Raw genomic sequence first — 19,220 nt, forward strand, 5'->3', positions numbered from 1 at the left:
TGGACACGTAGTGGAGCTACCTAGTGGTTAGGCAGCTATTTCTTTTCTGCTGTTGATTGCGCCGGCGTGGTTCTCGAAGTCGACGGGGCTGACCATCCCGAGTGCAGAGTGCCGGCGCCGGCGGTTGTAGACGACTTCAATCCAGTAGGCAACAGCCTTGCGTGCAGCATCACGGGTAGGCCATCGCTTACGGTCGTAGAATTCAGTCTTTAGCGTCGACCAGAACGACTCAGCCATCGCGTTATCGAAGCACACGCCAGTGCGCCCCACAGACTGAGCGATGCCCAGTCTGCGGCAGACCTCCCAGAGCTTCTCGCTAGTGAATTGCGTTCCACGGTCAGCGTGAAACACCAGCCCATCAGGAACGTCACCGCGCAGCGTATGCGCCATCCGCAGGGCCCGTTCAACCAAACTTGTGTCTTGAACACTATCCATTGCCCAGCCCAGTACCCTGCGGGAATGACCATCGCGGACCGCGCACAAGTACAACCATCCCTCGCTGGTGCGTAGGTAGGTAATATCCGACATCCACACCCGGTTGAGCTCACCAGTATCAAACATGCGCTTGACCAGGTCAGGAAGAGTTGACTTACGCTTGGCTTGAATCGTTGTCACCGGGACAAAGGCACGCGGTGAAATCCCTTCAATGCCCATCATGCGCATCCGCTTCGCCACAGTCTTACGGTTAAGCGAAATGTGGTAGCGCTCGGCGAGCTCTGCGGTGATCCGCGGAGCACCATAAACCTCATCAGAGTCTTTCCAAATCTGATGAATCTTACGGTCAACATCATCGTAAAATGCAACACGATCATCCTTTCCGGATAGTCGTTTCTGCTGCACATGGGCCCATTTGTAGTATCCAGACCGAGATACTTTTAATAGCCGTGCCATGCGCTTGATGCTGTAGTTCGCCTTCTCCTGCCGCATCAATTCGAACTTTTCTGCTCGCGTTGCTTCGCAGCGAAGAAGGCCGTCGCTTTTGACAAAAACTCGTTATCCATCTTGGCTTCTGCCAACTCACGGCGCAGACGAGCATTCTCAGCACGAAGATCAGCCTCACTCATCCCATCCGAGGCTCCTCGGCGTTCACGCTCGAGTTTGACCCACCGGCCCAAAAGCCCGGCGGAAACACCGATTTCCTTAGCCACATGAGCGATCGGGCGCTCTGACTCGATTACCAGGTTCGCGGCTTCACGCCGATACTCCGGCGTGTACTTCTTGCGCTGTTGACTCACAATGAACATCCTCTCCTACGGACACAAGATCCGTACAAATAGGGTGTCCACTAAACGAGGGTAACCTCAGCCTTCAATGGCAAGCGGTCTGGACAGATACTTCTTGAATCGGCACGGTGTCATTACGGGCGGGGGCCAGAACAACGTCCCTGGACATCACACCTAGCCCGTGCGACGGCGGAAACCTTCGCCGGCGCAGGCTTCGACGTGACCCTCATCGCGGAACCCTCCCCCACCCCAGTGTTGGCGTGGCTGGTGCGCTCACGGCGAATGGACGTGGGCGTGCAGATCACCGCCTCGCACAATCCCGCGCAGGACAACGGCTACAAGCTGTACCTGGACGGCGGCTCTCAGCTGGTCTCCCCCGCCGACCGGCAGATCGAGGAGCACATTGCCGCCCAGCCAACTGACGCGGCGAAGATCCCCCGCTCCGAGGCGAAGTCTGTAGACCTGTCCGTAGTCTCCGGCTATGTCACCGAGCTAAGTACCCTGGTGGCCACCGGCCGCCAATCCGAGCTGGCGCCGCGGCGGAAGCTGAAGATCCTCTACACCCCCATGCACGGCGTGGGCGGCAATGCCCTGGAGTGGGCCTTACGTGAGAACGGCTTCGGCAACGTGCACGCGGTGGCCTCGCAGCGCTGGCCGGACCCGACCTTCCCGACTGTGGACTTCCCCAACCCTGAGGAGCCGGGTGCCACCGACGCGCTGCTGGAAGAAGCCCGCGCCATCGATGCGGACCTGCTGATCGCCCTGGATCCGGATGCGGACCGCTGCATGCTGGGGCTTAAGCGCGCGGACGGCGATTATCACATGCTGCGCGGCGACGAGGCCGGCCCCTTGCTGGCGCGCCGGGTGTTGGCGGGCGTAGGGGCGTCCACAAAGAACAAGCATGTAGTAGCGACAACGGTGGTCAGCTCGCAGCTGCTGGGGCGCATGGCGCGCGCCGAGGGCTGGGACTACGTGGAGACGCTGACTGGGTTTAAGAACCTGGCGCGCGCTGCCCAAGGGCGGCCCGGTGAGCTGGCCTTTGCCTACGAGGAGGCGATCGGCACCGCACCCGCGCCGCACATCGTAGCGGACAAGGACGGCATTGCGACGGCACTGATCGCGGCGGCGTGGGCAGCCGAGGCAGACCTGGTCGCCGAGTTGGACGACATTGAGGCCACCTATGGAGTATTCAGAACCTCACAGGTGAGCGCCCGTTTCGACAGTGCCGAGCAAGCCCAAGAGTTGATCGCTCGCTGGACGGATAATCCGCCGGCTGAGCTCGCAGGTGCGGCCATGCAGGCCGGGCCGATCGAGGATTCCGCTGGCAACCGCACCGACGGCGTGCGACTGGTGGGCACTTCCGCGAATATGGGGCTGCGCGTAGTGGCCCGCGCGTCCGGCACCGAGCCGAAGGCGAAGTTCTACCTGGAGGTCAGCGCGGAGCCAGGGACGGACCCACAGGCCGTGGGGGCGCTGCTAGAGCGGCTACAGGTCGATGTTTCGGGGGCCGTATAGGCGGTCACCGGCATCGCCCAGGCCGGGCACGATGTACGCCTCCTTGTTCAGGCTCGGGTCAATAGTGGCGGTGTACAGCCGGCGCACCCCCACGTTGGCCTCCACCAGCGCATCCACACCCGGCTGCGCGGAAACCATGCACACGCAGGTGATGTCGTTGGCACCGCGCCCCTCAAGCAGGCGGATGGCGTGCAGCAATGAGCCACCGGTGGCGAGCATCGGGTCGACCAGGAACACCGGCTGGTCGCTGAGATCGTCCGGCAGTGCCTCCAGGTAGGGCACGGGCTCGTGGGTAGTTTCGTCGCGAGCCATGCCGATAAAGCCGACCTGAGCGTCGGGGATCATAGACAGCGCCGGGTCGATCATGCCTAGGCCTGCGCGGATGACGGGCACGATGATCGGCGGCTTTTCCAGTCGCGTGCCCGTAGTGGTGGCGACGGGAGTTTCCAGCTCAAAGTTCTCTACCGCCAGGTCCGAGGATGCCTCGTAGATCAGCATTGCCCCCAGGTCGGACAGGGCGGCACGGAACTGTGCGTTGTCGCTGTTCTTGTCGCGCATGATGCTGAGTCGGGAGGCGACGAGCGGATGATTAACCACCTGAATTTCCATAGTTCCCTACTCTAGTTGATCCGCAATTGAACCTTTTGGGCCACGGCAGAGTCTAAAGAAACTGAGAGTGTATTCGGGGGAGGGTTTTCATGCTTTCAGGGGATGCGTTTGCAGCTGATTCGGAGCTGGTGGGGCGGCTGCGGGAGCGTACGCAGGACGTGAGTACGGCGCTGCAGGGTAAGATCGCACCACTGCACGGCGCCGTCGGTGTGGTGGCGCCGCCGGCGCTTAGAGACTTTCTACAGGCGCTGTCGACGGCGCGGGACGCCCACGATGGGTTGTTACGGGATGCGAAAGGCTACTTTAATGACGCCACGTTTGCCCTGGGTAGCGTTCACCGCGGACTAGACGAACACGAGGGCGAATACTCCCACACCTTCAGCGGGTTGAAGGAGGTCTGAAGTGCTGGACATAGCAAGCCTCGTGGCCCCACTGGCCGCGGTGATTCCCTCGCCTTTTAGCCCAGGGCTTAGCGCCAGCGTTTCCGGGGTAAAAGGCCTGGAAAAACTGGGAGACTTGGCGGCCTCCGCCCTGCAGGGGCGGGCAGGTGACAACGTCCACGGCTCCCTGGACTCGGTGTCCAAGGTCGTTTCCCAGGCATTAGGTGCGGGCGGTGCATTGGACAAGCTTGCCGGACAGGCAGCCCAGGCCGTAGAGCGGGCTATTGGGGACCTGGGCAGTGTCTTCGACGACTGCGTGCGGGAGGTCGGCCACGCAGTGGCTACCAGCGGTGTTGCTGGCCCACTGGGAATGGTGAATGGTCTCGGCGCGGCGATGCCGGTGGTGCTGCGACACATTGGGCGGGCGGAAGATCGCATGCACAAACTAGAGGAAGAGCTGCGAGGGCTAACTCTGGATGTTCACCAGGTGAAGAAGGACCAGATTCCCGAGCGGCTGCCTGTCCGTAACCCGGATACGGCAGAGGTTGCGGCGCCGGCGTCACAAGATAGCCACAGCGCGCCGGGCGCACCAACGGAACAAGCGCGGAAAGCGGTAGCCGCGGCGAAGACAGCCCTGGGCACCCCGTATCAGTGGGGTGGGACGGTGCCAGGCAAGGGGCTGGACTGCAGTGGCCTGGTGCAATGGGCCTACCAGCAGGCTGGGGTGGATCTGCCGCGGACGGCAAGCGCGCAGGCAGTCGGGCCACAGATTTCTCGCGCGGAGCTGCAAGCAGGCGACTTGGCGGTGTGGGACGGGCACGTGGCGATGATCGTCGACGGCGGGAACATGATTGAGGCCGGTGATCCGGTGCAGATCAACCCCATCAGGCAAGACAATATCGGAATGCCCTTCAAGGGTTTCTACCGGCCGACGGCGGCCTAAGTAAACAGGCAAAGGACTTAGAGGAGAAAAACATGCCACTCATCAACGGACGATCCCACGGCAGCGGGTTGGCTCGCATCGTGAGCACTCCTCCACCTCGGGAGTATCTGGCTGCGCAGTTCCTGGGCGAAATGCCGGAAACCGTGCCCGCGGTACTGACGGCGGAGCTGCGCAACCGGCGGGCCGACCAGACGCAGGACTAAACACCGACGTAACCAGACCGACCTAGTAGAATGCCTAGCCATGGCAGCAGATAATGGCTTGAGGACATTCGGCAACGGCATCGTCGCCGTGGAGTTAGAGATCACCAGCGGCACCTGGTACACCCTGTGGGCCCCGAACTGGCTGGTCAAGGGTGAGCGCTGGCAGGGCTTCCTGGGCGATGACGACGATCTTTTCGTCTTCGACTCCCCCGCCAAGCTCCTGGCTTTCCTCGAGGACGGCGGCCGCAACGAACTGGCCGAGCACCCCAAGTGGGCGCAGTTCAAGTCCGACTTGGTCACCAATGTGGTGCCCACCCGCACCGGCAAAATCAGCCTGGTCGAGGTGCCTCGCAAGCTGGCTCAGCGCCCGGGCTATGAATCCACCTCCGCGGTCGCCCGCGGTTTCGATCTGCTGCGCTCCATGGGCAATGTCCTGGGGCTGAAGAGCGTGAACAACTGGTTCCACTCCTACTCCATCCTGGATAACGTGCGCCGCGGGCCGGACCACTACCAGTCGCAGAACGGCCTGGAAGAGTGGTCGGGGGTTGGCCGCACCGTGCTGGATCGGTGGAAGGGCATGCTCGATGACGTCGAAGTGTACCTGACCGAGCCTGAGGTCGACGAAGCGAAGGTGGAGGACGCGCAGAAGCGCATCGACGAGGCTCAGGAGGCCCGCGAGAAGCGCCAGAAGGAAAAGGAAGCCGAGGCGGCGGCTGCGGCCACGGCCACCGAGGGCAAGGACGTCGATCCTTATGACAAGACCATCTGGGCCGACGCCGGCATCGATCCGATCCGTATCAGCCTGAACGGCCAGTACGTCTACACTCTGCGCTGCTACGTCGGCGACAAGCCGCGCTTCCTCGGCCGCCACGGGGAGATCAACACCTTCCCGAACTCTCGTGCCCTCGTGCGCTGGATTATTGACGCCCACGATCACGACCTCGAAGAGTTGGATACTTGGGGCGACCTAGTCAGCGCCGCCAACGCCGGCGAGCTGGAGGTCACGGTGCACGACTCGAACCAGTACTCCTTCGCTGGCCTGCACGACGACATTTCGGAATCCCTTGACGCGGTGGATACCGACCAGCTGGGTCGCGCCTACGAGCTGCTGGCGGACGCCGCGGACTGGGCGGGCGACGACGGCGTGAACAAGATCCTGCTGAGCTACCCGAAGCTGCAGAACTACCTGGCTTACATGCTGGGTTCCCCGTCGGACGCACAGCCATCCGCCCCCTTCGACGAGGAGGCAAAGGGCTGGAAGGCACTGGAGGAAGGCCTGATTAAGCGCTTTACGCGCTTTTAGAAATTAGATGGCTGGCCCGGCCAGCCCCAGGGCATCTTCGCCTGGCTGTTGTATTTGAAAAGCGCAAATACACCAAGAGAGACGGCCGCCAACGAAAGGGCGATTGCAAAATAAACGCCGATTTCTGCACTCCCTCGGAACACCTCCTCGAAAACCAGGCCTTCTTCCCGCAGTCGAGCGCCCTCTTCCCTCTCCATGGCCTTCAATGCTCGCTGGATCTTCATGATCGACCAGATCGCCCAGCCTAGAACCACCAGACCCGCGCCAATAAACATGGAAAAGGCCACACGCGGCTTCACCGCCTGCCACAACATGACGGCACCCACAATCAGGAGCGACAGGGCTGTGACATTGGCTGGTACGCCGACCCCGGCACTGCTGAACTTCGAATCAACAACGTCAGCACCCTCCGGAGCGCCTGTGACGACAACCCTGCCCCAGCCGTTCACATTCAGCCTCATAATTCCTTCATCGTAGTTAAACCTCAGCTCCGTCCATCCGAGAAAGCTCACCGTGAACATAAGCAGGGCTAAAGCTGTAGCGCCGCCGGAGACGAGCAGCATCCATGTGCCGGGGCGGGAGCCGTATCCAAACTGAGGGTTTCCACCCATCGCGCCGTAGGGATTGGGGTTATTCATGGATCAATCACTTCCGGTCATTCAAGGGCAGCTACTAACAAAAGAGCTCGTCTGGACTTACCATGACGAGCTCTCTTGCGATGTAGAAAGGTTCTTACTGCCCCGGCTGGTTAAACGGGTTCTGGTTACCTGGCTGGCCAAACTGCGGCTGTTGGTTCGGCTGGTTCGGCTGGCCGAACTGGCCCTGCGGGTTACCCGGCTGGCCGAACTGGTTCGGCTGGTTGTTCCCCGGAACGTTCAGTTGCGGGCCGAACTTCACGATCGCCAGCACGCCGAGCACAATGATTGCCAAGGCAACGATGATGGCCAGGAAGACCGCGAACTTCGGACCACCGTCTAGGGAAATATCAGAGGCAAACCCGTAATCACTGTTGGTGGACTGAACGGCGTCCAGCTCGTCCTTTGCTTCCTTGTAGGGGCCGTTGAAATCAACGATTGTCCAGATGGCCCAGATCAGATGCACCGCACCACCGGCGATGCCGAGGTAGACCGCCACGCGCGGCTGGATCTTCAGCCACAACATAACCGCCGCGGCGATCAGCAAGCCCAAGGTCAAGAGCATGAAGAGCACGCCCAGGCCGGTGTTACCGAAATCCTCGGCGAAATCCTTCTTGTCGGCATTGTCACTCACCGAGAGCATGCCCCAGCCGTTCACGCCAGCGGTGTACTCATCTCCACTAATTTTAGTCGTGACGCCGACCCACTTGAAGAAGCTGAAGAGCAAGACCAGCAGCGCTCCGATGCCCGCCACACCCGCGGCCAGCTGGTTCCACGCGAGCGACTGCAGCCCCTGCTTCACAGCCGGACCGGGCTGCCCCGGCTGCCCCGGCTGGCCGAACTGGCTCTGCGGCTGCGGTTGATTCGGCTGCTGCGAATACGGATTCTGGCCACCGGGGTTCGGTCCCGGTTGGCCGTAGGGGTTCGGATTACTCATAACGAATACTCTCCATCTTTTCAGCGAATTTTTCTACGAATAATTCCTGTATAGGATTCGCCTAATTATTACAGCTTGTTACTGATTCGGCGACCGGAATGGCATTATCGGTCAACTACGAAGAATTGGTCGAACTTCACGGTGCTGGCTACCTCGCCGTGTTCGTAGACCTTTAGGTCTTTCTGGTTGATTTCAATATTCGTACCGCCACCAACTGGCACCCGGTAACTTCCGCTGCTCGGATCTGCGTAGGACATGTCCACGTCCTTCTCAATCGAGTGCCCGCCAACATAGCTTCGGTAGTAGTAATCGCCGTACTCCCCGACCTTGCACACCACGACGTAATCGCCGTCGCCATAGGCGGCGTACAGCCACTGGTCGTCGGCGTTGCAGTGCGCGGGGCTGCCCTCCCAGCCGTAGCTGCTCAGCCTATATTCTGAGCCAGCAGCGTCGCGGCTTTGCGGTCGCTCCGGGGTTGGCTCTTCTTCCGGGGCTTCCGAAGTTGGCTCCGCTTCGCTGGTATTCGTCTTTGTCTTGGCCTTTTGGTGCTTGGACGCCGTCGTCTCCGCAGCGACCGGCGATTCCTCACCGTCGCCGCCGCTGCCGTCTTTCCCCATAACTGCCGTGGCGGTCAGCACGCCGGCGACCAGCAGCGCCACCACAGCGATTGCGACGATGGAATAAACCCACGGAGAGGTCCTATTCTGCTGCGGCTGCGGCGCCTGTTGCGCAGGATAGTTGGAGTTCCAGCTATTCCAGTTGTTGTTGCTCATGTGTTCTTCCAACCCTTAGCGGTCCAGCTTTTCCACGTAGAGTAGCTTCGGACCACTGTTGGCGATTCCGAAGAACAACATGCCCTTCAGCTTGCCGTTGTTGTCCTCAATGGAGACCCAGTAGAAGTCCTTGTATCGGTCAACCTGATCCTCGGCCAGAACAAACCGAGCGAAATCGTTGCTCTTGGTGACTTCTCCCGGCTCGAGAGCGAGGGCATCAAACTCCTTGTTCATGCCCTCGTAATTGCCGTCGTCCAGGTCGAAGTAATCCTCGGCATCGGTCATGGCATCCTTGCCGACGTTATCGTCCAGCCACATCTGGGTCTCGCCCTTCTTGCGCAGATCCAGGAACTCCTGGGAGAGGTTCTTCACCTCTCGCTCATCGCCGAAGAACCAGCTCACACCCTTATAGCCCCCAAACAGCACCAGCACTGCGAGGAGGGGGACAACAGCAGCTAGGGTGAGCGCCAGCTTCGAGGAGCGGGCGAACTCACGCTGCAGTTTGGAAGGTTGCTTAGGCTGCTGGGGTTGCTGGAACTGCTGGAACTGCTGCCCCTGCGCCGGCACCTGTAGCTCACCCAGATCGCGCAACGCGGCAATGTCGATCTCGGGAGCGTTCGGATCGTCCAGTCGGGCATCGTACATGCCCCGCTTCGTCGGATCCGCGATTATTTGACGAGCCACCTGCAGCTCGTCCTCCCCGCCAGGGTTGGAGGTATTCCCCGTGCTCAGACGCTTATCAATATCCTCAGCGATGTCCTGAGTGCTAGTGCCCCGATCGATCCCAAGCGACTCGTACAGGTTGTAATGCGCCACGGCTTTGACCCGCTCCCATTCCTTAAAACGTCGTTATACAGGCATTTACCTTAACTTAAATCCCGCAGTTCATGGTTGAGAGAATCCAATTCGCCCCCGCCGGCCATCTCCAGCGTCAGCTGCTCCAGAGTGACCTCGGAATAATCCGCGTCCAGAGTCTGCTCCCCCATGTTCAGCAGCACAAAGTGGCTGCCCACCAGGTACGCGTGGTGGGGGTTGTGGGTAATCAGCACCACGCCGACCCCGCTTTCGGCGGCGGACTTGATGAAGCGCAGCACCATGCCCGATTGTTTGACGCCCAGCGCTGCGGTTGGCTCGTCCAGAATGATCACTCGCGCGCCGAAGTACACAGCACGAGCGATGGCCACGACCTGTCTTTGGCCTCCGGAAAGGTTAGCGATGGGCACCTCGACGTCATCCAAGTGCACTCCCATCTTCTCCAGCTCTTCGGCCGCGATGTGGCGCATCTCGTCAGCGCGCAGCATGCCGAAACGTCCGGTGAGCTCCTGGCCCAAAAAGAAGTTCCGCCACACGGACATCTGCCCGACCACAGCCAGATCCTGGTACACGGTGGCAATGCCCTTATCCAGAGCGTCCTTCGGACCGTTGAAATGGACCTCCTCGCCGTCGACCAGCACCTCGCCACTGGTGTGTTGGTGACGGCCAGCGAGAATCTTGATGAGGGTGGACTTGCCCGCACCGTTGTCTCCTAGGATGCAAGTCACCTTGCCGGGATAAACATCCAGGTCAATGTCCTTCAACACGTGGACGTCGCCATAGTCCTTGTCCACATTGCGGAGGCTGATAATCGGGGTGGCGTCAATAGAAGAAGACATTTAGCTGCGACCTCCCGAAGTGAACTTGGAGACAGAGTTGTTGGTGAGCACCGCAAACAGCAGCATGGCCCCCAAGAAGAACTTGAACCAATCCGGATTCCATCCCGCGTAGACGATGCCTTGGTTCGTCATACCAAAGATCAGCGCGCCGATGGCCGTGCCGATGGCGGTGCCGCGCCCACCCGTGAGGGCGCAGCCGCCGATGACCGCTGCGATGATGTAGAGGAACTCGTTGCCCACACCCTGGCCTGCCTGGATGGAATCGAAGGCGAATAGGTTGTGCATGCCCACGAACCATGCGGCGAAGCCAACGAACATGAACAGGATTACCTTCACCCGACGAACGGGCACGCCGGTGGCGCGAGCAGCCTCGGCATCGCCGCCGACGGCAAAGATCCAGTTGCCGAAGCGCGTCTTGAAAAGCAACACGCTAGCTAGGGCCACGAAAAGGAGCCACCAGAAGACGATGGTTTTAACCTCTACACCGAAGATGTTGATCGAGGAGGCGAAGACAGCCTTGGCGGATTCGAAGCCCTCCATATCAGCGATCGACGGGGTGGCGACCTGCCCGGTGACTAGCTTCGTCACGGCCAGGTTGATGCCCTGCAGCATGAGGAACGCGGCCAGGGTGATGAGGAACGACGGGATACCCGTGCGCATCACCATCATCCCGTTGAAGGCGCCGATAGCTAGGGCGACCAGCAGAGAGAGGAAAACGCCCACCCAGGAGTTCAGCCAGAAATTGTAGTTCAGCATCGTGGCGGCCAGGGCTGCGGTGGTGACGGCCACGCCGGAGGATAGGTCGAACTCATCGCCGATCATCAGCAGGCCAACAGCCAGGGAGATGATGCCCATAGTGGAGCTGGCGTACAGCACCGTAGAGAACGCATCGAGGGAGCGGAACGACGGGGCGACGATCATGAACAGTGTGAAGATCAGGACCGCGCCGAGCACCGAGGTGAACTCGGGACGCTTAAGGATACTCATCGCTTTCATCGCAGCCCTTCCTTGGCCGCGTCCGCGATGGTGTCCACGTTGGATTTGTCAACGAACGACGGGCCGGTGAGGACCGGCTGGCCGCCACCCACGGTGGAGCCGTTGCGCTTGGCCAACCAGAGCGCATCGATAGCCATGTAGCCCTGCAGATAGGGCTGCTGGTCCACAGCCCATTCGATGGTGCCCTTCTTGATGGCAGCGACGAGCTCCGCGTTGGTGTCGAAGGTGGAGATCTTCGCCTCAGAGCCGGCCTGTTCCTTGGCCTGCACAGCCGTCAGGGCGACGGGGGCAACCAGGCCCATGACCCAGTCGATGTCCTTCTGCTGCGCCAGTTTGGCCTGCACGGTGGACTGCACGCTGGTCAGATCCATGCCATTGACGTAGAGGTTCTCCACGGAACCGCCGCCGAGGCCCTTCTTAATGCCTGCGCAGCGGGACTCCTGGCTGGGGTTGCCCTGCTCATGGATGACGCACAGCACCTTCTTGGCGCCATCCTTGGCCAGGCGCTCACCGGCGCGTTCACCAGCAACGGACTCGTCCTGGCCGAAGAAGGCGCTGACGTCGTACTTCTTGTAGTGCTCCATGCCGGAGTTCAGGCCGACCACGGGAATGCCTGCCTTCGCTGCGCGCTTCGCCACCGGACCCAGGGCCTCCGGGGTAGGCATGGTCAAGGCCAGACCGTCGACGTTGGAGTCGATGGCATTCTGCACCAGGTTCGCCTGGTCAGGAGCCTGTGGGGAGGAACTGTAGCGGAGCTCCAGGTTGTTCTTCTTGGCAGCATCCTCCGCGCCTGCGCGGACGAGATCCCAGAAGGTATCGCCCGGCGCGCCGTGGCTCACCATCGCCACGGTGTAGCGCGGGGTATCCACTCCCCCGCCACCGCCGCCGGACGCGCCGCCACGCGGGCGCCCGCCTGTCGCCGAGCACGCGGCAAGAGCCGCACCGGTGCAGATAACTACCAGCAGCGCCACTGCGCGGCGGAGGTTGAATTTGATTCCCCAAGAATTCGCCATGCAGAGCATTTTGCCAGTTCACAGAGGCAAAACCCAACCTCAAGCGAGCTAACTTAAAGCATTCAGATGCGCTTAGCTGGAGGTTTGGCCGTCCGCTTCGCCATTGCTTTCCTCATCATCGAGGCTGAGGCCCAGCTCCTCCAGCTCCGCCTTGAGGTTCTCCATGGATAGCTCAATATCTTGCTGGCCCGCCCCTGCTGCAGCACCTGCGCCGTGCGGCTGACCGTGGCCGTGCAGGCGTTGCATGCCGCTGGAAAACTCGGCTCCCTCTGCGTCGCTTGCGTCCAAGGCCTCGTCCGGAAGATTGTTGCCGACCTCGGCGTAGGCCGGGTAGATCACGTTACGCTCGAGGTCCTCGCGCAACCCCTCGTCGCAGTACGCCACCTGCAGGGCGTTGCTAGTAAGCTCCAGCAACTGCCACAGTTCCAAGTCGCAGTGCTCAGCCAGCAGCTCGAACTCGCGGGTCATCGTGGTGCCGGAAACCAGGCGATTATCCGTGTTCACGGTGCAGAAGAAGCCCATCTCGTACAGCAAGCCAAACGGGTGGTCCGCCACGTCGTCGCAGATTCCCGTCTGAGTGTTGGAGGTCGGGCAAATCTCCAGCGCAATGCGCTGGTCGCGCATGAAGCGGGCGACCTGGCCCAGCTCGATGCCGCTCATGGTGGCATTAAAGTCCTCGTACACTCGCACTCCGTGGCCGATACGTCGGGCACCCTGCGCTAGGGCGTCACGAAGAGAGTCCACACCGGCGGCCTCACCGGCGTGAATGGTGAAAGGAATGAGGTTCTTGCGCAGCAGGTCGAACGCCGCGGCGTGCTTCGATGGCGGGAAGCCATCCTCGGCGCCGGCGATGTCGAAGCCCACCACGTAGCCCTCGCCGGGGGTGTGCTCGCCGTAGTTGTCCACCGTGAGCTGGGCGATCTCTTCGGAACGATCCGCGTGGCGCATAGCGCACAGGATCAGGCGCACGTGGATGCGCCCGCCGCGCTCGGCAACCAGGCGCTCGCCCTCCTTCACACCTTGCACGGTGGCCTCGACGACCTGCTGAAGGGAGAGGCCATCGGCCTGGTGCTGCTCCGGTGCATAACGCAGCTCGGCGTAGCAGACGTTATCAGCGGCCAGGTCCTCAACTGCCTCGCGGGTGATGCGCACCAGCCCCTCGGCGGTCTGCATGACTGCGGTGGTGTGATCAAAAGTGGTGAGGTAGGTCGGCAGGTCGCCGGAGTTAGCCGCCTCGTAGAACCACTTTTCCAACTCTGCCGGGTCGGTGGTGGGCAGCTCGTAGCCGATTTCCTCGGCGAGCTCGACTAGGGTGGCCGGGCGGACGCCGCCGTCGAGGTGATCGTGGAGCTCTACTTTGGGAAGGGACGCGATGATGTCAGAGTCAATCATGTCTAAAGATCCTAGCTGCAACCGCGCCCCACGCTTGCAGCTAGCCGCTAGCGCTTGAAGATTCTGGTGACCAACCCGCCAACGACCACACCCGCGGCTGCACCAATACCAAGCAGACCGGCACGGTTGGCGTCGGTGCTACCCGCACGCACCTCCTGGCGAACGCGAATGACAGCAGCCGGGGGTGCATCCGGGCGCAGGTTAGCCAGGGATTCCGGCGTAGTCGCAGCCCACGCGGAGCAGTACAGCAGGATGCGCCAGATGAAGTACATCAGCACCATCACACCGATCACCGGGCCGAAGGCGGCACCGGCGGGATTGGACAGCGCATTGGAGAAGAACACGGTAGCGAACTGCTTGAAGACCTCGAACAGGACCGCGCCGATGATGGCGGCCTTCACTGCGGACCTACGGGGCACCTTGGTGCGCGGCAGGTAGAGGATCATCCAGAAGAACACGCAGAAGTTGGCGATTAGCGCCACCAGCAGAGCCACCGCGAAGGTGATGTAGCGAATGCCCGGTACGTCGGCCAGCCCGACTGCATCCAGCAGCTGGGTTGTCAGTCCGGAGTTACCGATGGTGGTGATAGCAAAGGCGGCGATCAGGGAGACCAGCAGGCCGATCAGGCCGATCAGGTCCTTGACCTTGCCGGATACGAAGCCGGCAGGCTTGCCGTCGACCTTCCACATTTCAGAAACGCCCAGGCGCAGGTGGGCTATCCAGCCCAGCCCGGTCCACAGGGCCAGCAGCAGACCGATGGAGAAAACGGACTTCCGCTGTTCAATGGACTGCTCGATGATGGTCTGCAGCACCTCGCCCATGTTGCCGTCGCCCATGTTGGCAACCTTGTCCATGACGTCGTTCAGCAACCTCTCGTTGCCTGCCAGGATCATGGCCAGCACGGCCAAGGTCAACATCATCAGCGGGAAGATCGTCATCACCGAGAAATAAGTGATGCCGGCGGCATATTGGTTGCCACCTTGCTCGGTGTACCGATCCTGCATCCGCAGCACATGGTCCAGCCACGGCCACTTGTCGCGGTACTTATCCAGCGGACCCGGATCGTCCTTGCGGGATCGCTCCACGCCGTAGTTATCCAGCTTGCTCTTGTCAGGATCGGTGGTCGCCAAAGGGACGGCCCTTCCTTCCGGTCATCTCGTCTTGAAAGTTCTTCACATTAGTAAAGCACGGCGGGGCTTGCCGTGCTTTACTGTTTCGCGTTACTTGTTCCGCGTTATTGCTTCGCTACTGCTTGACTTCCGCCAGGAAGCCCACGCGCTCGTAAACCTGTTCGATGGTCTTCGCCGCGATCTCGCGGGCGCGATCCGCACCATTTGCGAGGATGCGGTTCAACTCGGCGGGGTCGGCCATGTACTCGTCGTAGCGCTGACGCAACGGGCTACAAAACGCCTCCAGCACCTCGGCTGTATCCTTCTTCAGGTCACCGTAGCCAGAGCCGGCCTTCTGGTAGCCCTCCACCAGTTCGTCGATGCTCTTATCCCCCAGTGCGGACTGGATGACCAGCAGGTTCGATACGCCCGGCTTGTTTTCCTTGTCGTAGCGAATCTCGCCGTCATTATCGGTCACTGCCGAGCGGATACGCTTAGCGGAGACCTTCGGGTCGTCCAGCAGGTTAATCAGGCCCTTGGGGTTGTCCGTGGACTTCGACATCTTGGCCGTCGGGTTCTGCAGGTCGTAGATCTTGGCCGCGCCTTCTGGGATGAATCCCTCAGGCACCACGAAGGTCTTCTTGTAGCGGGAGTTGAAGCGTTCCGCCAGATTGCGGGTGAGCTCCAAGTGCTGGCGCTGGTCTTCTCCGACCGGCACCAGATGCGGGCGGTACAGCAGAATGTCCGCAGCCATGAGCATCGGGTAGGCGTACAGCCCAGACGTGGTGTTGTCGCCGCCCTGCTTGGCGGACTTGTCCTTAAACTGCGTCATGCGGCGTGCCTCACCGTCTCCGGTGATGCACATCAGTACCCATGCCAGCTGTGCATGCTCCGGCACGTGGGACTGCACGTACAGGGTGGAGCGCTCCGGGTCGATGCCCAGGGCCAGCAGCTGCGCCACGCCCGCGAGGGTGCGCTTGCGCAGATCCTTGGGGCTGTAGCCGGGCACGGTGATGGCGTGCTGGTCGGGAATAAAATAGAAGGTCTCGTAGTCTTCCTGCAGCTGGATAAACTGCTTGACAGCTCCCAAGTAGTTGCCCAGGTGGTAGGAATCACTGGTCGGCTGCAGGCCGGAGACGACGCGCTGTTTCTTCGCAGGTTGGTTCATATTATGTAACCTTACTCGTCGCTGTTCCGGGGTTCTTCGGGCGGGTTTTGGGACGCCCGCTCGTCCCCGTATTCGTACTCTCCCCGATCGACCAGTTCGAACCGGTTTTTCCGCTTGCGTTTCTTCTGCCCGGACTTGTCCTTAGGTGCCCTTGGGGCGCCAACACTGCGCCGGCGCATCTCGCGGCGCTGCACCCCGGCCTTATTGAGAGCCCACATGGTCAGCCGCCCAGCTGGGTCGCGGACGTATTCGCGCTCCTGATATTCGAAGACAGGCAGGGAAATGCGGTAGAAGATCGCCAGCAGGCGCAGGCCGAAGGCGAAGATCAGGCAAATGACAATGACTAGCTGGCTGCCGATGGTCTCGTCCAGGTTGAAGTGCAGCATGCCCATGTACATCACCGCCACAAGAATGGCGATGGAGGCATATAGCTCCTCACTGAACACCAGTGGTACCCGGTCGCACAAAACGTCGCGCAGTACACCACCGAACACGCCGGTCACCACGGAGGAAACGATGACGATCAGGGGGTTGTAGCCCAGCTCCAGCGCGACCTGAGCACCCAGTAGCGCGAAGGTGGAAAGGCCAACAGCGTCAAGCACCAGGAAGACGGTACGGAAGTAGTCCATTAAGAAGCTGGCTAGCACGGTCACCATCGCGGCGCCGAGCACAATGGCCAGGAAGATCGGCTCGTCCACCCAGCGCAGCGGGTAGTGGCCGAACAGCAGGTCACGCACGGTGCCGCCGCCGAAGGCGGTTACCGAGGCAATGAGCATGACGCCGAACATGTCCATCCGCTGACGCCCTGCAGCCAAAGCCGCCGTCATTGATTCGGCGGTAAGCCCCAGGACGTAGAGGACGGTCAGCATGCGTACTCCACCAACACCGGCGAGTGGTCGGACCAGCGTTGGTCGTAAGCCGCGGCTTTATCCACCCACACATTGTTTGCAGTCAGCGCGCGGTCTAGCATGCCGCGAGTGGCCACCTGCAGGTCGATGCGCCAGCCCGCGTCGGTATCGAAGGCCTGGCCGCGATAGGTCCACCAGGAGTAAGGCCCGGCCTGGTCGGGAAGCACTCGGCGCATCACGTCGAAGTAGTGCGGCTCCTCCGCCGCGCCGGCAGCCAGGCGGGCTGCGGCGAGGTCGCCTGGCTTGTAGTCGACGGCGCCGAAGAAGTCGCCGGCCACGCCCGCGGGGTTGCCGTTGCGTCCGGCGTCCTCGGCGTCTGCCACCTGGGTGGCCTCATCCGGGAAAGTGCCCAACAGGGAATCCATGAAGGCCCGCTCGTCCGGCAGGAAGCCGGACTTCTTGCGGTTGGTCTTCCAATTCTTCAGGTCCTCGCGGCGGTGACAAATGTTCCAATCGCCGCCGACCACCAGCTCGGGAAGTCCGCCCTGCTCGGCCCGATCTGCCCGGCTTTGCAGGTATTCACCGAAGGAATCCAAGAAGCGGTACTTCTCGTCCTGCTTCTCCGTCCCCGCTGAGCCACTGGGCAGGTACAGGGAGGCCACGCGTACTGGAAGGTCCCCGGCATCCACCGTGGCTTCGATGTAGCGGCCGGAGTCGGAAAACTCCTCGCTTCCTGGGCCGTCACCGAAGCCAATCTGCACGTCCCGCAGAGGCAAACGCGACAGGATAGCCACCCCGGCCCGCCCCTTGGCCGCGGCTGGTGCCTGAGCCAGGTGCCACTGGTCCAGCACAGGTTCTAGGGCAGCGCGCGTCTGCTTTTCATCCGCGCGCACCTCCTGCATCAGCACCACGTCCGCAGGCGTGGCTTTAAGCCACGGCAGGATCCCCTGGTTGTCCTCGTGGCGCACCTTCGCTGCCGCCCGAATTCCATTGACGTTGACCGTTGCAATAGTCAGTGACTTCATGAGTCCCTACCCTACTAACCCGGACTACTAACCCTCGCTTTCCCTTAGAGCTTTAGAACCTAGGCCCGGGCAGCCGCGAGCTGACGGCGTCGCAAATAGTAGGCAGGAATCCACAGCAGCGCGCCACAGGCGGCCATAGCCGCACCGGCGAGCGCCGGGGTGGAATAACCATAACCAGCGGCGATAACGGCACCGCCAACCGCCGCTCCCGCTGCGTTAGCCATGTTCAGCGCTGAGTGATTCAGTGCCGCGGCGAGGGTCTGTGCGTCGCCCGCAACATCCATCAAACGGGTCTGCAGGTTCGGCACCAGGGTGGATCCCAACAAGCCGATCACGCCGAAGTTGATGATGCCTGCCACCGCGTTGTGGGACAGGAAGTAAAAGGCGGAGAGGACGACGATCAGGGACAGCAAGGTGCCGAGGATCGCGTACTCCAGGTTCCGGTCGGCCAGCACACCACCGATATAGGTGCCGATGACCATGCCAATGCCGTAGACCATCAGCGGAATCCAGATGAGGCTGCCGTTGAAGCCAGCGTTCTCCGTCAGTGTCCAAGAGATATAGGTGTAGACCGCGAACATACCGCCGAAACCGACGGTGCCGATGGCGAGGGTCATGAGCACCTGCGAGTTCACCAATGCGCCAAGCTCTGTCAGAGGCTTCGTGCGCGGCATCAACGTCATGTGCGGCACGGTGAACCACAGAGCGACAAAGGTGATCACACCGATGGCCGCGACCATCGCAAAGGCCGCGTTCCAGCCGAAAGTGGAACCCAGCCACTGCGCAATTGGCACGCCGATGACCGTGGCGATGGAAAGCCCCATGCCCGTCAATGCCACGGCTTTACCGCGCTTGCCGTTCGGAGCCATTGACGCGGCAATCAGCGCAGTGACGGAGAAGTACGCGCCGTGCGGGAAGCCCGCTATGAAACGGGAAAGCATCAGGATCCCATAGGAGTGTGCGAAGACACTCAGACCGTTGCCGATCACGAAAGCCCCCATCAACAGCAAGGCCAAGCGGCGGCGCGGGATGGAACCTGTGAGGGTGGTAATCAGCGGAGCGCCGATGACTACACCCAGCGCGTAAGCGGAAATCACGTGGCCGGCTTGGTCCTCCGAGATGGAGAAGTCCTCCGCGATAAGGTTCAGCAGACCCATCGCCACAAACTCCGTGGTGCCGATGCCGAATCCACCCAGGGCCATCGCCACCATGGCGATGTAACGATGGCGAGTGGAGATCTCAGTCTGACGCGGAACTGGACGGCGGGAGGGCAACTTTGTAAGTTTCGTTTCGCTCACGGGCATCGCTCGCTTTCATAAGTAAGTGGGACTGGTAAATGGGCTGGTTAACAGGGCGACGGAAAGTGCGGCGGCTAGGTCGCAAAGGCGCAGCGGGTAGGCGTCAAAAAAAATTTTAATCTTTAAAACCGAACAGGCCGCGCGGTGGGCAATAACCCCGTACCATTCACAGGTTTGTCATTTGCCGTATTCTTGGAT

At 61.3% G+C, this 19,220-nt stretch carries 20 protein-coding genes; 5 read left to right on the forward strand and 15 right to left on the reverse strand.

What is annotated here, in order from left to right:
* Positions 1-27: 27 nt before the first annotated feature.
* Positions 28-1,244, reverse strand: a protein-coding gene (locus CJEIK_RS09175) for an IS3 family transposase (RefSeq protein ID WP_115597260.1) whose coding sequence is annotated in 2 segments (ribosomal slippage) — positions 28-983 and positions 983-1,244 — 1,218 coding nt in all. Because the reading frame shifts where the segments join, the coding sequence is not laid out codon by codon here.
* 87 nt (positions 1,245-1,331) lie between these two features.
* Between CJEIK_RS09175 and CJEIK_RS09180 the strand changes: the two genes are divergently transcribed.
* A complete protein-coding gene (locus tag CJEIK_RS09180; protein ID WP_249024836.1) occupies positions 1,332-2,738 on the forward strand; it encodes a phospho-sugar mutase in 1,407 nt (468 codons plus the stop codon).
* On the opposite strand, the gene upp is transcribed toward CJEIK_RS09180, so the two are convergent.
* Entirely contained in the window at positions 2,709-3,347 is a 639-nt protein-coding gene (gene upp / locus CJEIK_RS09185; protein WP_005291693.1) for a uracil phosphoribosyltransferase, read from the reverse strand. The two genes, CJEIK_RS09180 and upp, sit on opposite strands and share 30 nt — an antisense overlap.
* A gap of 89 nt (positions 3,348-3,436) precedes the next feature.
* On the opposite strand from upp, the gene CJEIK_RS09190 reads away from it, so the two are divergent.
* Genes CJEIK_RS09190 through CJEIK_RS09205 form a run of 4 tightly spaced genes read left to right on the forward strand, consistent with a single transcriptional unit; the run spans position 3,437 to position 6,176 of the window.
* Entirely contained in the window at positions 3,437-3,748 is a 312-nt protein-coding gene (locus tag CJEIK_RS09190; RefSeq protein WP_005291695.1) for a hypothetical protein, read from the forward strand.
* A 1-nt stretch (position 3,749) separates the two neighbouring features.
* Complete coding sequence (locus CJEIK_RS09195) at positions 3,750-4,670, forward strand: C40 family peptidase (protein ID WP_005291696.1); 921 nt, start codon at positions 3,750-3,752, stop codon at positions 4,668-4,670.
* 32 nt (positions 4,671-4,702) lie between these two features.
* Complete coding sequence (locus tag CJEIK_RS09200; RefSeq protein ID WP_005291698.1) at positions 4,703-4,873, forward strand: hypothetical protein; 171 nt, start codon at positions 4,703-4,705, stop codon at positions 4,871-4,873.
* Positions 4,874-4,913: 40 nt separating this feature from the next.
* Complete coding sequence (locus tag CJEIK_RS09205; protein ID WP_005291700.1) at positions 4,914-6,176, forward strand: hypothetical protein; 1,263 nt, start codon at positions 4,914-4,916, stop codon at positions 6,174-6,176.
* Here the strand turns inward: CJEIK_RS09205 and CJEIK_RS09210 are convergent.
* The 13 genes from CJEIK_RS09210 to CJEIK_RS09270 all read right to left on the reverse strand — a co-directional run bounded on the left by CJEIK_RS09210 (position 6,173) and on the right by CJEIK_RS09270 (position 19,028).
* Positions 6,173-6,814 carry a hypothetical protein gene (locus tag CJEIK_RS09210; RefSeq protein WP_034964010.1) on the reverse strand — a complete coding sequence of 214 codons (642 nt, stop codon included), beginning with the start codon at positions 6,812-6,814 and terminating at the stop codon, positions 6,173-6,175. The genes CJEIK_RS09205 and CJEIK_RS09210 overlap by 4 nt on opposite strands.
* Before the next feature lie 94 nt (positions 6,815-6,908).
* Positions 6,909-7,748: a hypothetical protein gene (locus tag CJEIK_RS09215; RefSeq protein ID WP_005291704.1), complete on the reverse strand. Its 840-nt coding sequence runs from the start codon at positions 7,746-7,748 to the stop codon at positions 6,909-6,911.
* A gap of 104 nt (positions 7,749-7,852) precedes the next feature.
* Positions 7,853-8,521 (reverse strand): hypothetical protein, encoded by a 669-nt coding sequence (locus tag CJEIK_RS09220; protein WP_005291707.1) that lies wholly within the window; start codon positions 8,519-8,521, stop codon positions 7,853-7,855.
* A 15-nt stretch (positions 8,522-8,536) separates the two neighbouring features.
* Positions 8,537-9,337 carry a J domain-containing protein gene (locus CJEIK_RS09225; protein WP_005291709.1) on the reverse strand — a complete coding sequence of 267 codons (801 nt, stop codon included), beginning with the start codon at positions 9,335-9,337 and terminating at the stop codon, positions 8,537-8,539.
* Between the two features lie 50 nt (positions 9,338-9,387).
* Positions 9,388-10,173 (reverse strand): ATP-binding cassette domain-containing protein, encoded by a 786-nt coding sequence (locus CJEIK_RS09230; RefSeq protein ID WP_005291712.1) that lies wholly within the window; start codon positions 10,171-10,173, stop codon positions 9,388-9,390.
* Positions 10,174-11,169 (reverse strand): ABC transporter permease, encoded by a 996-nt coding sequence (locus CJEIK_RS09235; RefSeq protein WP_011274057.1) that lies wholly within the window; start codon positions 11,167-11,169, stop codon positions 10,174-10,176.
* Positions 11,166-12,191, reverse strand: a complete 1,026-nt coding sequence (locus CJEIK_RS09240; protein ID WP_005291716.1) for a sugar ABC transporter substrate-binding protein — start codon at positions 12,189-12,191, stop codon at positions 11,166-11,168. Before CJEIK_RS09240 ends, CJEIK_RS09235 begins: the two co-directional genes overlap by 4 nt.
* A gap of 63 nt (positions 12,192-12,254) precedes the next feature.
* Positions 12,255-13,574, reverse strand: a complete 1,320-nt coding sequence (locus CJEIK_RS09245; RefSeq protein WP_005291718.1) for an adenosine deaminase — start codon at positions 13,572-13,574, stop codon at positions 12,255-12,257.
* 47 nt (positions 13,575-13,621) lie between these two features.
* Positions 13,622-14,704, reverse strand: a complete 1,083-nt coding sequence (locus tag CJEIK_RS09250) for a YhjD/YihY/BrkB family envelope integrity protein (RefSeq protein WP_005291722.1) — start codon at positions 14,702-14,704, stop codon at positions 13,622-13,624.
* A 115-nt stretch (positions 14,705-14,819) separates the two neighbouring features.
* Complete coding sequence (gene trpS, locus CJEIK_RS09255) at positions 14,820-15,851, reverse strand: tryptophan--tRNA ligase (RefSeq protein ID WP_005291724.1); 1,032 nt, start codon at positions 15,849-15,851, stop codon at positions 14,820-14,822.
* 11 nt (positions 15,852-15,862) lie between these two features.
* The gene (locus CJEIK_RS09260; RefSeq protein ID WP_005291727.1) at positions 15,863-16,720 is read right to left on the reverse strand and encodes a trimeric intracellular cation channel family protein; all 858 of its coding nucleotides are present in this window, start codon (positions 16,718-16,720) and stop codon (positions 15,863-15,865) included.
* The gene (locus CJEIK_RS09265) at positions 16,714-17,724 is read right to left on the reverse strand and encodes an exodeoxyribonuclease III (RefSeq protein WP_005291728.1); all 1,011 of its coding nucleotides are present in this window, start codon (positions 17,722-17,724) and stop codon (positions 16,714-16,716) included. The genes CJEIK_RS09260 and CJEIK_RS09265 overlap by 7 nt, the downstream gene beginning before the upstream one ends.
* 59 nt (positions 17,725-17,783) lie before the next feature.
* Positions 17,784-19,028 (reverse strand): MFS transporter, encoded by a 1,245-nt coding sequence (locus CJEIK_RS09270; RefSeq protein WP_172544875.1) that lies wholly within the window; start codon positions 19,026-19,028, stop codon positions 17,784-17,786.
* Positions 19,029-19,220: the final 192 nt, after the last annotated feature.

Origin of the sequence: Corynebacterium jeikeium (assembly GCF_028609885.1) — a bacterium.
GTDB lineage: Bacteria > Actinomycetota > Actinomycetes > Mycobacteriales > Mycobacteriaceae > Corynebacterium > Corynebacterium jeikeium.

Coding starts and splice junctions, on each gene's coding strand:
- CJEIK_RS09230 (WP_005291712.1), bottom strand. CDS start 10,173: ATGTCTTCTTCTATTGACGCCACCCCGATTATCAGCCTCCGCAATGTG.
- CJEIK_RS09220 (WP_005291707.1), bottom strand. CDS start 8,521: ATGAGCAACAACAACTGGAATAGCTGGAACTCCAACTATCCTGCGCAA.
- CJEIK_RS09245 (WP_005291718.1), bottom strand. CDS start 13,574: ATGATTGACTCTGACATCATCGCGTCCCTTCCCAAAGTAGAGCTCCAC.
- CJEIK_RS09200 (WP_005291698.1), top strand. CDS start 4,703: ATGCCACTCATCAACGGACGATCCCACGGCAGCGGGTTGGCTCGCATC.
- trpS (WP_005291724.1), bottom strand. CDS start 15,851: ATGAACCAACCTGCGAAGAAACAGCGCGTCGTCTCCGGCCTGCAGCCG.
- CJEIK_RS09205 (WP_005291700.1), top strand. CDS start 4,914: ATGGCAGCAGATAATGGCTTGAGGACATTCGGCAACGGCATCGTCGCC.
- CJEIK_RS09235 (WP_011274057.1), bottom strand. CDS start 11,169: ATGAAAGCGATGAGTATCCTTAAGCGTCCCGAGTTCACCTCGGTGCTC.
- CJEIK_RS09210 (WP_034964010.1), bottom strand. CDS start 6,814: ATGAATAACCCCAATCCCTACGGCGCGATGGGTGGAAACCCTCAGTTT.
- CJEIK_RS09270 (WP_172544875.1), bottom strand. CDS start 19,028: ATGCCCGTGAGCGAAACGAAACTTACAAAGTTGCCCTCCCGCCGTCCA.
- upp (WP_005291693.1), bottom strand. CDS start 3,347: ATGGAAATTCAGGTGGTTAATCATCCGCTCGTCGCCTCCCGACTCAGC.
- CJEIK_RS09190 (WP_005291695.1), top strand. CDS start 3,437: ATGCTTTCAGGGGATGCGTTTGCAGCTGATTCGGAGCTGGTGGGGCGG.
- CJEIK_RS09260 (WP_005291727.1), bottom strand. CDS start 16,720: ATGCTGACCGTCCTCTACGTCCTGGGGCTTACCGCCGAATCAATGACG.
- CJEIK_RS09265 (WP_005291728.1), bottom strand. CDS start 17,724: ATGAAGTCACTGACTATTGCAACGGTCAACGTCAATGGAATTCGGGCG.
- CJEIK_RS09240 (WP_005291716.1), bottom strand. CDS start 12,191: ATGCTCTGCATGGCGAATTCTTGGGGAATCAAATTCAACCTCCGCCGC.
- CJEIK_RS09215 (WP_005291704.1), bottom strand. CDS start 7,748: ATGAGTAATCCGAACCCCTACGGCCAACCGGGACCGAACCCCGGTGGC.